Raw genomic sequence first — 14,460 nt, forward strand, 5'->3', positions numbered from 1 at the left:
TATCCGGATCATCAGCGTGTGTCGGCCACACCGAAACGAGGGATCGCGTAGGGGCGGGCCACACTGAGCGATCGTTCGGGCGTACCGCAAGATGGTCCAATGGCAAAGGTGCTCTGGCGACCCCCGGCGGACGTGCTCGACCACACCCGGATCGGGGCGTTCATGCGCTGGCTGGGTGCCGAGCGGGGCAAGGCGTTCGGCGACTACCAGGCGCTGTGGCAGTGGTCGGTCGACGAGCCGGCCGAGTTCTGGGGCGCGATCTGGGACTACTTCGAGGTCGTCACGCACGCCGAGCCCACCGCCACCCTCGCCGACGCGCGGATGCCCGGCGCCCGCTGGTTCCCCGGCGCCCGGATCAACTACGCCGAGCACGTGCTGCGCATGCCCGGGGTCGCCGACGACGAGCCGATCGTGATCGCCCGGTCGCAGACCCGCGGCCCGGTCGACCTGACCGCCGTGGAGCTGCGCGATCAGGTGCGCCGGGCGCGGGCGGGGCTGCGCCGGCTGGGAGTCGGGCCCGGCGACCTGGTCGCCGCATACGCCCCGAACATCCCCGAGACGTTCGTGCTGCTGCTCGCCGCGGCCAGCCTGGGCGCGATCTTCTCCAGCTGCGCGCCCGAGTTCGGCACCCGCTCGGTGGTCGACCGCTGGCAGCAGATCGAGCCCAAGGTCCTGGTGGCCGTCGACGGGTACCGCTACGGCGACAAGGCCATCGACCGCGCCGGCGAGGTCGAGGCGATCCGGCAGGCGCTGCCCTCGCTCGAGCACGTCGTGCGCATCGGGTACCTCGACCCCGCCGCCAACGGGGAATGGGCCGAGCTCACCGCCGACACCGACGAGCCGCTCGCGTTCGAGGCGGTGCCGTTCGAGCACCCGCTCTACGTCCTGTACTCCTCCGGCACGACCGGCCTGCCCAAGCCCATCGTCCACGGACACGGCGGCATCCTGCTCGAGCACCTCAAGATGCTCGCCCTGCACCACGACCTCGGGCCCGGCGACCGGTTCTTCTGGTTCACCACGACCGGCTGGATGATGTGGAACTACCTGGTCTCCGGCCCCGCGGTGGGCTCGGCGATCGTGCTCGTCGACGGCAACCCCGCGCACCCCGACCTCGGCTGGCTGTGGCGTGTGGCGCAGGAGACCGGCACCACGTACTTCGGCACGTCCGCGCCGTTCCTGCTGTCCTGCCGCAAGGCCGGCCTGGTGCCGCGCGAGCTGGCGGACCTGAGCCGGCTGCGCGGGGTCGGCTCCACCGGCGCACCCTTGCCGCCGGAGGGCTTCGAGTGGGTGTACGAGGCCGTGTCCGAGAACGTGCTGCTGGCGTCGGCGTCCGGGGGTACCGACGTGTGCACCGCCTTTGTCGGCGGCGTGCCGTTGCTGCCGGTGCGGGCCGGCGAGATCGCGTGCCGGGCCTTGGGCGCGCGCATCGAGGCCTTCGCGGCCGACGCGACCCCGGTCGTCGGCGAGCTCGGCGAGCTGGTGATCACCGCGCCGATGCCGAGCATGCCGGTCGGCTTCTGGGGCGACGAGGACGGCTCCCGCTACGCCGAGGCCTACTTCGGCGTCTACCCGGGCGTCTGGCGGCACGGCGACTGGATCACGATCGACGAGTCCGGCGCCTGCGTGATCACCGGCCGGTCCGACGCCACCCTCAACCGGGGCGGCGTGCGGCTGGGCACGAGCGAGTTCTACTCCGTGGTCGAGGGGTTGGACGAGGTCGTGGATTCCGTGGTGGTACACCTGGAGGACCCCGAAGGCGGCGCGGGCGAGCTGCTGCTGTTCGTGGTCCTGCGCGAGGGCGTGGCGCTGGACGACGCCATGCGCGCCCGCATCGCCCGGGAGCTGCGCACCGCGCTCTCCCCGCGGCACGTGCCCGACCAGGTGTTCCAGGTCGACGCGGTGCCGCGGACGCTGTCGGGCAAGAAGCTCGAGGTGCCCGTGAAGCGGATCCTCACGGGCACGCCGATCGACCGGGCGGCGGCCAAGGGCGCCCTGGCCAACCCCGAGTCGCTGCGCTACTTCGCCGACATCCGCGCCGCCCGGGGCTGAGCCTCAGGGCGTCGCGGACGGCGTCGGCGACGCCGCGGGCGGCCCGCAGCCGCTGGTGGCGCGCACCTCGGCGGTGCTCTTGAAGGTCCAGTGGCTGAAGGCCGCGTAGGCGTGCTTCTGCAGCACGTTCAGGTATGCACCCGGGGAGTCCTGGACCGAGTTGGAGATGCTGGTCGGGATCGGCTTCGTGGTCTGCAGCGCCACGAGGCCCTCCCCGCACGGGTCGGGCGCCTTGAAGACGGGCGCCGGATACGTCGGCGACGCCTTCGTCAGGAAGGCCTCGGTGCTGGAGGTGAGCACGATCATCTGACGGTCGCGGTTCCACGCGTAGCGCGCCTGGACGAAGCGCAGCCGGTACGCCGGGCACTTGTCGAAGAAGTCGGTCGGTCGGACCGCGTAGGGCCCGCCGTTGTACACGTCGTTGCCCCACACGTAGGGATCGCCGACGGCGTTGCCGTCCGCGGGCGTCGAGCAGCTCGACGGCTTCGCGGTCGCGCTGCCGGCGGGCGCGCCGGCCTGGACCCCCGGCGAGCCGCTGCCGGGCGGCGCCGAGGTCGGAGCCGGCTCGTGGCCGGTCGGGCTCGCGGTCGGCGAGTCGGAGATGGCCGGGTCGGGCGGGTGCGGCGCGGGGCCGAGCGTCGGCACCACGGCCAGGGCGAGCACGGCGATGGCGGCGGCGGCCGCGGCGGTCCACGCCTTGCGGCGCCGGCGGCGGCGCAGCACGCCCGGGATCGACTCCGGGCCGGGCGGGCGCGCGGTGCGGACGGACCGGTCCCGGAACGCCTCGAAGCGCTCCCGCAGCGGATCGAGGTCAGTCATTGTGTGACCGCCCGTCGTCCAGGCTGAGCAGCTCGTTCAGCATCGTTCGCGCGCGGTGCAGGCGGGCCTTCACGGTGCCCTCCGCGGCGCCGGTGAATGTCGCGATGTCGCGCACCGGCAGATCCGCAACATAGTGCAGGATCACGGCCTGCCGGTAGGTCGGCGGCAGCTTGGCCAGGGCGCGGGTGAGGTCCAGCGCCAGCCCGTCCGGGCCGTCGACGTCGGCGGGCGCGAGATCGCGGCGGAAGTGCAGCAACCGCTTGGCCCGCCGCCAGCGGCTGATCGCGAGGTTCCAGGCGACGCGACGGACCCAGCCGGTGGGGTCCTCGAAGCGCGAGATCGCCTCCCAGCGGGCGAAGGCGCGCGTGTACGCCTCCTGGACCAAGTCCTGCGCCTCGGCCCGGTCACCGACGAACGCGTGGAGCTGTGTCAGGAGTTGCGGGAATGTCGCCGAGTAGAAGTCGGCGAACTCGGGCGCAACGGCCAACGGTGCGGAACTCCGGTCGGGAACGAGACCCATGCAGCCTAGATCGACTTCGTTGGCCGCGGAGCCCCGTGCCGCCGCGACCATCGAAGCCGTCCCTTGCCCGAGGAGGTGGAGACGTCCGCCGGTTGGCGGTGTCATCCATCGACACGCCGGCGCGCACGAAAGGTTGCAAAGAATTTCTCAGATCGCCGTCGCACCCTCGGCGGCGGCGCGACCAGGCAGTTTCTCCGGGTCGCTGTTGACGCTCAGCACGATGCTCGCCCCGGCCGCGAGCGGGCCGACGAGCCATTCGACCGGGTCGGGGTGCGCGACCGCGTCGACGAGCAGCCGTCCGCCCGGCAGCCCCAGCGCGCGGGCGCGCGCGACGAGGTCCTCGGTGCCCGCGCCGCCGGGCGGGCCGGGGTAGTGGTCGCCGTACTGGCGCACCTCGGCGACGTAGTCGGCCCAGCCGGCCGGCACCCCGCCGCGCATCGGCAGGCCCATCGGGGCGAGGCCGAGCACGTAGCGGTCGGCGGGCCCCGGCGCGCCGGTCTCGGCCGCGGCCAGCGACGCGAACTCCACGTCGGACCCGGCCGCAGTCGGCTCGCCGTATGTAACGTTCAGCCCGGCCGTCCAGGCGCCCAGCAGGATCGCCGCGGTCTGCCAGTGCGGCGGCAGGCGCACCGCGGCCACATCGCCCGGCCCGAGCCCGCACCCGTCGACGAGCAGGTTGGCGGTCTTGGACACCCAGTTCGCCAGCGTCGCGCCGGACAGCTCGGTTCGCTCGCCCGTGGCGTCGTCGTAGTACGTCAGGAACGGAAGCGACGGGTCCCGGCCGACAACCCCCGCGAAGAGTGAAGGAATTGTATTCCCCATATGTCCAGAAAATCCCTTCCATAGCGACTCACCCGCATCACCAGCGAGATGGGGCAAGCGAGATGGCGTCGACTGCTCTTGTTCTGACCCTAACGTTTGCTTACCCAGCGTCATGATCCAGCACGCACTGACACCGCCGCTCACGCGCTGTCGATGAACTGAACACGTGAGTTGATTCAGGCTGAATCCTGGGTGGAACTCACGTCGCTAGTCGCGTCGTGGACATCGATCATCGGGGGATCGGGCGTAGGCTTTGGCCGAGAAGTCGCATCGAGTCCAGAAGGAGTCGCCAAGTGACCCCCGGCCGTCCGCCACGCGTGCTTGTTGACGCCACGAGTGTCCCAGCCGACCGAGGCGGTGTCGGGCGCTACGTAGACGGCCTGTTAGGCGCACTCGGCGCCCTCGAGGCCGACTTGGCCGTCGTCTGCCAGCGCACCGACGCCGAGCGCTACAGCAGGCTCCTGCCGAACGCACGGATCATGTCCGCGCCCGCCGCTGCGGCGCACCGCCCGGCGCGCCTGGCCTGGGAGCAGACCGGCCTGCCGATGCTCGCCCAGCAGGTCGGCGCGCAGGTGCTGCACTCGCCCTTCTACACGTGCCCGCTGCGGGCCGGCTGCCCGGTGACCGTGACCGTCCACGACGCTACGTTCTTCACCGAGCCGGAGCACTACGACAAGTCCCGCCGCACCTTCTTCCGTTCCGCGATCAAGACGTCGCTGCGGCGCGCCAGCCGGGTCATCGTGCCCAGCAAGGCGACCCGCGACGAGCTGATCCGGCTGCTCGACGCCGATCCGACGCGCATCGACGTGGCGTATCACGGCGTGGACCCGATGGCCTTCCACGCGCCCAGCGAGGACGAGAAGGCCCGCGTGCGCGCCCGGCTGGGCCTCGGCACCACGGAGTACATCGCCTTCCTGGGCGCCAAGGAGCCCCGCAAGAACGTGCCGAGCCTGGTGCGCGGCTGGATCTCCGCCGTGCGCGACCGGGCCGACCCGCCCGCCCTCGTGGTGGCCGGCGGCCAGGGCCACGACGACGAGATCGACGCCGCCATCGCCGAGGTGCCCAGCCACCTGCGCCTGCTGCGCCCCGGGTATCTGCGCTACGCCGACCTGCCCGGCTTTCTCGGCGGCGCGATCGTGGCCGCCTACCCGTCCTTCGGTGAGGGTTTCGGCCTGCCGATCCTGGAGGCCATGGCCTGCGGAGCGCCGGTCCTCACCACGCCCCGCCTCTCACTGCCCGAGGTCGGCGGCGACGCCGTCGCCTACACCGGCCCGAGCCCCGACGAGATCGCCCGTGACCTGGCGGCGCTGCTCGACGACACCGAGCGACGTAACGCTTTGGCCAAGGCCGGCGCCGCTCGCGCCAAGGAGTTCACCTGGGAGTCCAGCGCCGAGGTTCACCTCGCCGCCTGGGCCAGAGCCGCGGGCCCGCGAGGGTACTAGCCCAGGGTGACCTCGAACGTCACCTTCCGAAACCGGGTTAGGCGATTCTAGTAATGAACGCGACACCCACGAGTTGTGGAAGGGTGCCCTCGACTGGGCATGATGTGCCCGTGTTCTACGCGGTGATTCCTGCAGGTGGCAGCGGCACGCGGCTCTGGCCGCTGTCGCGAGCCGGCCATCCGAAGTTTCTCCATGCCCTCACCGGCACCCCGCTGTCGCTGCTCCAGGCGACCTACGGGCGGCTGGAAGGCCTGGCGACGCACGAGTCCACGTTCGTGGTGACCGGCGTGGCACACGCGGCCGCCGTCGCTCGGCAGCTGCCGAGCCTGCCGGAGGGCAACATCCTCGTCGAGCCGACCCCGCGCGATTCCTGCGCCGCGATCGGCCTCGCCGCGGCGGTGATCGCCCGCCGTGACCCGCGCGCCCTCATGGGCGCGTTCGCCGCGGACCAGCTGGTCCGCGACGTGCCGGCGTTCACGGACACGCTCACGCGAGCGATCCAGGGCGCCGAGGACGGGCTGCTGATGACCATCGGCATCACGCCCACCCACCCGGAGACCGGCTACGGCTACCTCCACGTCGGCGAGCCCACCGGCACCGCCGACGTGTGCAAGGTCGCCGAGTTCGCCGAGAAGCCGAAGCTGGACCTCGCACAGCGTTACGTCGAGTCCGGCGAGTACCTGTGGAACGCCGGCATGTTCGTCTGGCGCGTGGACGTCTTCCTCGACGAGCTGGCCCGCCAGCAGCCCGCGCTGCACGACGGCCTGCGCCGCATCGCCGAGGCCTGGGACACCCGCGACCGCGAGGAGGTCCTGGCCGAGCTGTGGCCCGGCCTCACGAAGATCTCGGTCGACTTCGGGGTCATGGAGGGCGCCGGCCGCGCCGGCCTGGTCGGCACGGTCCCCGGCAACTTCGGCTGGAACGACGTCGGCGACTTCCACACCCTGGGCGAGCTGCTGGAGACCGACACCGCCGGCAACGTGGTCGTCGAGCTCGGCCCCGACGTGACGGTCGACCCCGGCAACCCGGCCAAGCCCACGGTCCTCATGCAGGACTCGGAGCGCGTGGTCGTGGTGCCGCGCTCGGGCCGGCTGGTGGCCGCGGTGGGCGTCAGCGACCTCATCATCGTCGACACCCCGGACGCCCTGCTGATCTGCCCGCGCGCCCGTGCCCAGGACGTCAAGAAGCTGGTCGACTCGCTGAAGGAGCGCGGCTCGATCGAGCTGCTCTGACCGGACCTTCGTCCCGACCCCTACCGTCGCACGGGCCGTCGCTGACCGCGCCGGCCCGTGCTCATTTTCCCGGCGAGGTCAGGAGCGCTTTGCCCAGGCCAGGGCCGGTGCCACCAGGGATTCCGTCGCGTCCGCCAACGGGTCGGGCAACGCGTCCGGTGCGAACCAGCCCAGGGCCGCCGACTCCGCGCTGACGAACTCGACGGCGCCGGGCGGGGCGATCGCCGCGTATCGGACGTCGTAGTGCAGCGACGGCCCGCCCGAGCAGTACACGTGGTGCACGTCCAGGCCGATCGGGGCCTCGCTGATGCGCAGCCCGACGATGCCCGACTCCTCCGTCGCCTCGCGCAGGGCCGCGCCCGCGATGGTGGCGTCGCCGGGCTCACAGTGCCCGCCCAGCTGGACCCAGCGCTTGATCCGGCCGTGCAGGCACAGCAGCACCCGCTCGGCGGCGGCGTCGACGACCAGCGTGCTCGCCGTGACGTGGCCGCCGTTGTGCTCGCGCCAGACGGTGGCCGGGTCCGGTCGTACGAACTCCAGGAAACGCTGGCGGGTGGCCTCGGCCTCCGGGGTCGGAGCCGACCAGTCCGACAGTACGGCGAGAGCGTCCTCGTGCAGCATCATAGTGACGGCAGGCTACCGCGCCCGATCGCGAGCACGCCGAGGGGCACGCCGCCGTGTGGCAGATCGCCGACCAGCACGGCCGGGTCCTCGATCTCGAGCCATGCCGTCGCGAGGCCGTCAGCTGCGAGAACGGCGCGCAGGCGCTCGGCGCGTCGGCCCGCCTCGGCCGCGGCGCGCAAGTCCCCGGCGGGGGACCAGACGACGACGGCCGCCACAGTGTTGGGCGGAACGGTCACGCTCCGTGTTGTCGGGAACGGGAGGTCGGGGAGCCGGACGGGCTCGCCGGCGGGTGCGAACGCGGGCGCGTCCGGGAGGTCGGCGGCGGCGCGCAGGCCCCGGGCGACCGCCTCGGCGGTGCCGAGCGAGAAGAGGTCGGCGTCGGCGCCGCGGATGAGCTCGGCGGCGCCGCTGCCGTGCTCACGCGGGAAGCGGACCGCGAAGCCGCGCACCACGGCCACCGGCACCTGCGCCGTCTTGCCCTTCACCAGCTCGGCGGCGGAGGCCAGCTGGTCGATCTGGGCCATCTGGGTGAGCTGGAGCTCGTTGCCGTACGTGTCCCGGAGGCCCCGGTAGTCCACGAGCGCGTCGACGCCGGCCGCGCCGATGGCCACGTCGGTGAGGCCCAGCCGCCACGGGCGGCCCATCGTGTCGGTGATGACGACGGCGACGTCGAGCGAGAAGCGCTCGCGCAGCTCCTCGCGCAGCCAGCGCGCCGACGCGTCCGGGTCCTTCGGCAGCAGCACCAAATGGGTCGGGTCGACGTTGGACGCGTCGATGCCGCCCGCGGCGAGCACGAACCCGTGGTGCGTCTGCACGATCCGGGTCGCGCCGCGCCGAGCCACCACGCGGGCCGTCTCGGCGCGCAGCGCGGCCTCGCGGGCGGCCTCCCGGGCCGGCTCGTCGAGCGGGATCTCGACCAGCTGCCCCTCGGCCTTGCTCACGATCTTGCTGGTCACGACGAGCACGTCGCCGTCGGCGAGCCACGGCGCGGCGGTGGTGATGAGCGCGGCCAGGTCGTCGCCCGGCCGGACGTCGCCGATGCCGGTGACCGGGCGGATCTCCAGCGACGGGGTCATGCGACGCCGACCGTGGACAGCGCGTTGCGGACCATCGCGGCGGTCGTGGCCTCGTCGGTCATCCACAGCGGCACGGCGCGCACGGTGAGCCCGGGCACCTCGACGCCGGCGTCGGTCTCGTCCACCAGCCAGGCGTCGAGCACGCCGCCGTCGGCGCGGGCGCCGAGCAGGCCGCCGACGCCGGCCGGTGAGCACTCGACGCCCATCACGGCGAGGCACTTGTCGGCCATGCCGCGCACCGGTGCGGTGCCGATGATGGGGGAGACGCCGACGACCGGGGCGCGGCCGGTCGCCACGGCGTCGCGCACGGCCGGGACGGCCAGGATCGGGGCGATGGAGACGATGGGGTTGCTCGGCGCCAGGAGTACCACATCGGCCTGAGCAATGGCGTCCAGCACGCCCGCGGGCGGCTTGGCCGTCTCGGCGCCCACGAACACGAAGCGCTGCGTCGGCACGTCGGCGCGGTGGCGGATCCACCACTCCTGGAAGTGGATCGCCTTGGTCGCCCCGTCGATCTCGACGACGGCGTGCGTCTCCACGCGGTCGTCGCTGGCCGGCAGCATGCGGATCCCGGGCTGCCAGCGGTCGCAGAGCGCCTCGGTGACCGCGGAGAGCGGATACCCGGCGTCAAGCATCCGCGTGCGCACGAGGTGGGTGGCGATGTCCTTGTCGCCGAGGCCGAACCAGGTGGGCTCCGCGCCGTACGCGGCGAGCTCCTCCTTGACGGTCCAGCTCTCCCCGACCCTGCCCCAGCCCCGCTCCGGGTCGGCGCCGCCGCCGAGCGTGTACATCACGCTGTCGAGGTCCGGGCAGATCCGCAGCCCGTGCAGCGTCACGTCGTCGCCGACGTTGACCACCGCCGTCACCTCGGCGCCCGTCTCCCGCGCATATGCGCGCACGCCGAGCAGGAAGCGCGCGCCACCGATCCCACCGGCCAGAACCACGATCCGCATGCCTTCAATCCTGCCCCACCGCCGTTACCGCGCTGTGCGGGGTCTCTTGCGCACGCAGGAATCGCCGCCGGGGGCTAGGCTGCTGGCGACCTCTTACACGGACCTTCGACTCGACAGCAACTCGGACCGTTCACTTCGGGAGAGCCAGTGAGCACCCAGCCACCCGATCAGACCCCCACGGGGGCGTTCACGCCGCCGCCGGCCGCGGCCGCGTACCAGACCCCCGCCGCCGGCCCGGCGACCCAGGCCGTGCCCGTCGTGGGCGCCGTGCCGCAGCACGTGCAGGCGATGCCGGCCGCTCCCGTGCCGTCGCTGGACGCCAAGAAGGCCCGCGGGCTGCTCGAGCCCTACCGCGAGCTGGCCGCCTTCGGTCTGCTCGGCGCCGCCGGGCTCTTCCTGCTGGGCGGCTTCATCGAGCTGCTCACCGCCATGTTCAACTCGTTCCTCGACACGGCGAGCGTTCATTTCACCAACATCCTGGGCTTCCAGGTGATCCTGCTGCCGATCATCGCGGTCCTGCTGGTCACGCACGTGGAGCCGGTCAGCCGCCGGGCGAAGACCGTCGTCATCGGCGCGCTCGTGGAGTACGCGATCGGCTCCCTCTTCGGCGTCGTGTTGCTGTTCGCCGGCGTGATCGGCGACCTGCAGAGCGAGTACGTTGCCAAGGGCTACGGCGTCTCCTATTTCCTGGAGCACCTGGCCACGCTCGGGCTCGTCGCGCTCGGGCTGTTCCTGACCGCGCGCATCTACCTCGGCGCGTTCACCGCGCCGAAGCCGGTCGCGCCCGTCTACGGCCAGCCCGGTTACCAGTACCCGCCGGCCGGCTACGCCTACCCGCAGCAGCAGTACGCCCAGCAGACCGGCTACGTCACCGGCGCGCAGCCCGCGGCAGCGGCGGCGCAGCAGCAGGCCTACGCGGCGGCGTACGCGCAGCAACAGCACCAGCAGCAGCCGGCCACCGCCGGCTGGGCACAGCCGACCGGCGCCACGCCGGTCAACCCGGCCGCGCCCGGCGTCGTCGCCGGCGCTGCGCCCGGCTACCCGGCGCAGGCGCAGGCCACGGCCGCGTTCACCCCGCCCGGCTACGCCACCCCGGCGGCCACGGCCGGCGTGCAGCCCGGCGCCGCGCCCGCCAGCGGCGCACCGGCCGCCGCGCCGACGTCGGGCGGCTACGCCCAGCCCGGGTACGCGGCGCCCGGCTACACCGCCCCGCCCGCCGCCGCGCCCAGCTTCGGCGCGCCGGCGACCCCGGCCCCGCCGGCCGCCGAGGCGCAGCCCGTCTCCGCGTCGCCGTCGTCCGCGCCGCCGCTCAGCTCGCCGTTCGCGGCGTACACCGCGCCCGCGCCGACCCCGGTCGCCGACGAGCCGGTCTCGGCGTCGCCCGCGGACAGCGGCCCGTCCACCCCGCCCGGCGGGTTCGCCTCAGCCGGCTGGCCCGGCGGCACCTCCACCTACCCGCCGGCCGAGACCACCCAGGACGCCACCGGCACCGCGGGCCTGTCCCCGGCGCCGAGCGACGAGCCGACCGGCACCGCGGGCTTGTCTCCGGCTCAGTCGGACGAGGAGGGCACCGCGGTGCTTTCCCCGGCGTCCAGCAGCGACGAGCCGACCGGCACGGCGGGGCTGTCCCCGGCCCAGCCCGACGCCGCGCCGCAGCCCGATGAGGAGGGCACGGCGGTCCTCTCGCCGGCGCCGCAGGCCGACCCCGACGCCACGACGGTGCTGCAGCCCGGCACCGGGAAGAAGGGCGACGACGGCGAGGAGACGCAGCGCACCCAGGCGATCCCGCCGACCAGCTAGCGAATCCGGCGCGTTCCCCGTGGTCGCGGCACCGAGAGCGGCCACGGGGAACAAGTCACACGCCGGGCGCGCGTGGATCGGCGATCCGGCGGCATACGCTGCAAAGCGTGACGTCTGAAGGCAGAGGTACCGAAAGCAACGCGATGCGGCGGGCGCTACGGCGGGCGGCGGACGGCCGCGCGCTGGACCCCACCGAGGCGGCCGTGCTCCTGACCGCCCGGGACGCATCCCTCGACGACCTGCTCGCGATCGCGGGCGCGGTGCGCGACGCGGGCCTCGCCGACGCCGGACGCCCGGGCGTCATCACCTTCTCGAAGAAGGTGTTCATCCCGCTCACCCGGCTGTGCCGGGACCGCTGCCACTACTGCACGTTCGCGACCGTGCCGCACCGGCTGCCCGCCGAGTACCTCGAGATCGACGAGGTCCTCGAGATCGCCCGCGAGGGCGCACGGCAGGGCTGCAAGGAGGCGCTGTTCACCCTCGGCGACCGGCCCGAGGAGCGCTGGCCGCAGGCGAAGCGCTGGCTGGACGAGCGCGGCTACGACTCGACCCTGTCCTACCTGCGGGCCTGCGCCATCGCCGTGCTCGAGGAGACCGGCCTGCTGCCGCACCTCAACCCGGGCGTGCTGTCGTGGGCGGAGCTGCAGCGGCTCAAGCCGGTCGCGCCGAGCATGGGCATGATGCTCGAGACGACCGCGACCCGCCTGTGGTCGGAGCCGGGCGGCCCGCACTACGGCTCGCCGGACAAGGAGCCGGCCGTGCGCCTGCGGGTGCTCGAGGACGCCGGCCGGGTCGGCGTGCCGTTCACCACCGGCATCCTCATCGGCATCGGCGAGACGCTCGACGAGCGCGCCGACTCGCTGTTCGCGATGCGCCGGGCGATGCGGGAGTACGGGCACATCCAGGAGGTCATCGTCCAGAACTTCCGCGCCAAGCCGGACACGGCGATGCGCGGGATGCCCGACGCCGAGCTGCACGACCTCGCGGCCACCATCGCCGTGGCCCGGCTGGTGCTCGGCCCGAAGGCGCGCATCCAGGCGCCGCCCAACCTCATCGACGAGGAGTACGCGCTGCTGATCCGCGCCGGCATCGACGACTGGGGCGGCGTGTCCCCGGTGACGCCGGACCACGTGAACCCGGAACGGCCCTGGCCGGCCCTCGACGAGCTCGCGGAAAGGACAAAGGCGGCCGGTTTCGTACTGCGGGAGCGCCTGACGATCTACCCGGAGTACGCCCGCCGCGGCGTGCCCTGGCTCGACGCCCGGCTGACCGCGCACGTCGAGGCCCTCATGGAGCGCGACACCGGCCTCGCGGATGAGGGCGCGCTCCCGGCCGGGCTGCCCTGGCAGGAGCCGGACGGCGGGCACGAGGACAGCGGCCGCACCGACCTCTTCGCCGCGATCGACGCCGAGGGGCGAAGCGCGGACCGGCGGGGAGACTTCGACACCGTCTACGGCGACTGGAACGAGGTCGCCACGCGCGTGCCCCGGTCCGCGCCCGAGCGCCTCGACACCGACGTCCACAGTGGACTCGCGCGCGCCGAGAGTGACCCGGGCAGCCTGCTGCTGCCCGAGCACGAGTCGGCCGCCCTGGCACTGTTCAATGTGGACGGCCCGGGCCTGGAGGAGCTCGTGCGCATCGCCGACGACCTGCGCCGCCAGGCGGTCGGCGACGACATCACCTACGTGATCAACCGGAACATCAACTTCTCCAACGTCTGCTACGTCGGCTGCCGCTTCTGCGCCTTCGCACAGCGCGAGCGCGACGCCGACGCCTACCGCCTCTCCTACGAGCAGGTCGCCGACCGTGCCGAGGAGGCGTGGCGGGCCGGCGCCTCCGAGGTCTGCATGCAGGGCGGCATCGACCCGAAGCTGCCGGTCGGCGCCTACGCGGAGCTGGTCCGCGCCGTCAAGAACCGCGTGCCCGGCATGCACGTGCACGCCTTCAGCCCGATGGAGGTCGTCACCGCCGCGGCGAAGGCCGGCGTGCCGATCCGCGACTGGCTGACCCAGCTCAAGGAGGCCGGCCTCGACACGATCCCCGGCACCGCCGCCGAGATCCTCGACGACGAGGTCCGCTGGGTGCTCACCAAGGGCAAGCTGCCGACGTCCGCGTGGGTCGAGGTGGTGAGCACCGCGCACGAGCTGGGCATCCGGTCGAGCTCCACGATGATGTACGGCCACGTCGACCACCCCGGCCACTGGCTCGGCCACTTCCGCGTCCTCGCCGGCATCCAGGACCGCACGGGCGGCTTCACCGAGTTCGTGGCGCTGCCGTTCGTGCACCACAGCGCGCCCATCTACCTCGCCGGCATCGCGCGCCCGGGCCCGACCTTGCGCGACAACCGCGCCGTGCACGCCATGGCCCGCGTCCTGCTGCACGGCCGGATCGACAACATCCAGTGCTCGTGGGTGAAGCTGGGCGACGAGGGCACGGTGGCGATGCTGCGCGGCGGCGCCAACGACCTCGGCGGCACGCTCATGGAGGAGACCATCTCCCGGATGGCCGGCTCGGAGCACGGCTCGGCCCGCACCCGCGAGGAGCTGGAGGCGATCGCCGCCGCGGCCGGCCGCCCGGTCCGCCAGCGAACGACGGTCTACGGCCGGGTGGGCGCCGACGCCTGATCCGCCATCAACGGTGCGAATCCGGATATGTCCGCCACTCCGTGACGGACATATCCGACATTTCGGTTATGCGCCGTACAAGGCGGTGCGCGGCTTTTTCCCGGGGTGAATTCGGCGGCGCCCAAGGTGAACTTCAGGGGTGACGGCCCGCGACCCGCCGTAGTACGGCCAAGGGTGAAAACGTCGGCGTCGGCAGCGCCGCGCAGGTCGTCGGGACCATCGCGATCACAGTCCCCAGGCCCGCGAGGAGCCCAGTTCGCGATCACGGATGCGGCGGTGCCCAGGAGCGGACGGCGGATCATGGGCGGGCCGTGGCGTCGGATCTCGGCGTTTTGCCGCACATCGGCGCAGTTCGGCCGCTTGCCGCGGCGGCTCGAGCAAGGTTGCCGAGGCTCTTCCGGCGCGTCCGGCGTGTTGCCCGTTACCTCCGGCGGGGCTGCGTCGGTATGGGTAGGACAGGGGGGTGCAAGCCATCGCCCGGCCGGGCCTATTTAGCAGG

General features: G+C 73.0%; 11 protein-coding genes. 5 read left to right on the forward strand and 6 right to left on the reverse strand.

The window, feature by feature from the left end; all coding sequences use genetic code 11:
• The first annotated feature begins 99 nt into the window (after positions 1-99).
• The gene (locus tag ABD901_RS38090; protein ID WP_345134814.1) at positions 100-2,049 is read left to right on the forward strand and encodes an acetoacetate--CoA ligase; all 1,950 of its coding nucleotides are present in this window, start codon (positions 100-102) and stop codon (positions 2,047-2,049) included.
• Between the two features lie 3 nt (positions 2,050-2,052).
• Here the strand turns inward: ABD901_RS38090 and ABD901_RS38095 are convergent, their stop codons facing one another.
• The 3 genes from ABD901_RS38095 to ABD901_RS38105 all read right to left on the reverse strand — a co-directional run bounded on the left by ABD901_RS38095 (position 2,053) and on the right by ABD901_RS38105 (position 4,210).
• Positions 2,053-2,868 (reverse strand): hypothetical protein, encoded by an 816-nt coding sequence (locus tag ABD901_RS38095; protein ID WP_345134815.1) that lies wholly within the window; start codon positions 2,866-2,868, stop codon positions 2,053-2,055.
• Positions 2,861-3,388, reverse strand: coding sequence for a SigE family RNA polymerase sigma factor (locus ABD901_RS38100; protein WP_345134816.1), 528 nt, complete (start codon positions 3,386-3,388; stop codon positions 2,861-2,863). Before ABD901_RS38100 ends, ABD901_RS38095 begins: the two co-directional genes overlap by 8 nt.
• Before the next feature lie 147 nt (positions 3,389-3,535).
• Positions 3,536-4,210, reverse strand: a complete 675-nt coding sequence (locus tag ABD901_RS38105; RefSeq protein WP_345134817.1) for a TIGR03089 family protein — start codon at positions 4,208-4,210, stop codon at positions 3,536-3,538.
• Positions 4,211-4,503: 293 nt separating this feature from the next.
• Here ABD901_RS38105 and ABD901_RS38110 point away from each other — a divergent pair, with 293 nt between their 5' ends.
• Together ABD901_RS38110 and ABD901_RS38115 are read left to right on the forward strand one after the other, a co-directional pair.
• A complete protein-coding gene (locus tag ABD901_RS38110) occupies positions 4,504-5,652 on the forward strand; it encodes a glycosyltransferase family 4 protein (protein ID WP_345134818.1) in 1,149 nt (382 codons plus the stop codon).
• Between the two features lie 110 nt (positions 5,653-5,762).
• Positions 5,763-6,884 carry a mannose-1-phosphate guanylyltransferase gene (locus tag ABD901_RS38115; RefSeq protein WP_345134820.1) on the forward strand — a complete coding sequence of 374 codons (1,122 nt, stop codon included), beginning with the start codon at positions 5,763-5,765 and terminating at the stop codon, positions 6,882-6,884.
• 78 nt (positions 6,885-6,962) lie between these two features.
• On the opposite strand, the gene ABD901_RS38120 is transcribed toward ABD901_RS38115, so the two are convergent.
• Genes ABD901_RS38120 through cofD form a run of 3 tightly spaced genes read right to left on the reverse strand, consistent with a single transcriptional unit; the run spans position 6,963 to position 9,537 of the window.
• Entirely contained in the window at positions 6,963-7,508 is a 546-nt protein-coding gene (locus tag ABD901_RS38120) for an NUDIX hydrolase (RefSeq protein WP_345134822.1), read from the reverse strand.
• Positions 7,505-8,584: a coenzyme F420-0:L-glutamate ligase gene (locus tag ABD901_RS38125; RefSeq protein ID WP_345134824.1), complete on the reverse strand. Its 1,080-nt coding sequence runs from the start codon at positions 8,582-8,584 to the stop codon at positions 7,505-7,507. The genes ABD901_RS38120 and ABD901_RS38125 overlap by 4 nt, the downstream gene beginning before the upstream one ends.
• A complete protein-coding gene (cofD, locus tag ABD901_RS38130) occupies positions 8,581-9,537 on the reverse strand; it encodes a 2-phospho-L-lactate transferase (RefSeq protein WP_345134826.1) in 957 nt (318 codons plus the stop codon). Before cofD ends, ABD901_RS38125 begins: the two co-directional genes overlap by 4 nt.
• 147 nt (positions 9,538-9,684) lie before the next feature.
• Here cofD and ABD901_RS38135 point away from each other — a divergent pair, with 147 nt between their 5' ends.
• A complete protein-coding gene (locus ABD901_RS38135; protein ID WP_345134828.1) occupies positions 9,685-11,337 on the forward strand; it encodes a hypothetical protein in 1,653 nt (550 codons plus the stop codon).
• 143 nt (positions 11,338-11,480) lie between these two features.
• Positions 11,481-13,961, forward strand: a complete 2,481-nt coding sequence (locus ABD901_RS38140) for a bifunctional FO biosynthesis protein CofGH (RefSeq protein WP_380139925.1) — start codon at positions 11,481-11,483, stop codon at positions 13,959-13,961.
• Positions 13,962-14,460: the final 499 nt, after the last annotated feature.

This window comes from Dactylosporangium darangshiense (assembly GCF_039537565.1).
Taxonomy (GTDB): Bacteria; Actinomycetota; Actinomycetes; order Mycobacteriales; family Micromonosporaceae; genus Dactylosporangium; species Dactylosporangium darangshiense.

Excerpts from the sequence above, each read along its gene's own strand:
- ABD901_RS38095 (WP_345134815.1), bottom strand. The coding sequence starts at position 2,868 with ATGACTGACCTCGATCCGCTGCGGGAGCGCTTCGAGGCGTTCCGGGAC.
- ABD901_RS38105 (WP_345134817.1), bottom strand. The coding sequence starts at position 4,210 with ATGGGGAATACAATTCCTTCACTCTTCGCGGGGGTTGTCGGCCGGGAC.
- ABD901_RS38140 (WP_380139925.1), top strand. The coding sequence starts at position 11,481 with ATGCGGCGGGCGCTACGGCGGGCGGCGGACGGCCGCGCGCTGGACCCC.
- ABD901_RS38100 (WP_345134816.1), bottom strand. The coding sequence starts at position 3,388 with ATGGGTCTCGTTCCCGACCGGAGTTCCGCACCGTTGGCCGTTGCGCCC.
- cofD (WP_345134826.1), bottom strand. The coding sequence starts at position 9,537 with ATGCGGATCGTGGTTCTGGCCGGTGGGATCGGTGGCGCGCGCTTCCTG.
- ABD901_RS38120 (WP_345134822.1), bottom strand. The coding sequence starts at position 7,508 with ATGATGCTGCACGAGGACGCTCTCGCCGTACTGTCGGACTGGTCGGCT.
- ABD901_RS38125 (WP_345134824.1), bottom strand. The coding sequence starts at position 8,584 with ATGACCCCGTCGCTGGAGATCCGCCCGGTCACCGGCATCGGCGACGTC.
- ABD901_RS38090 (WP_345134814.1), top strand. The coding sequence starts at position 100 with ATGGCAAAGGTGCTCTGGCGACCCCCGGCGGACGTGCTCGACCACACC.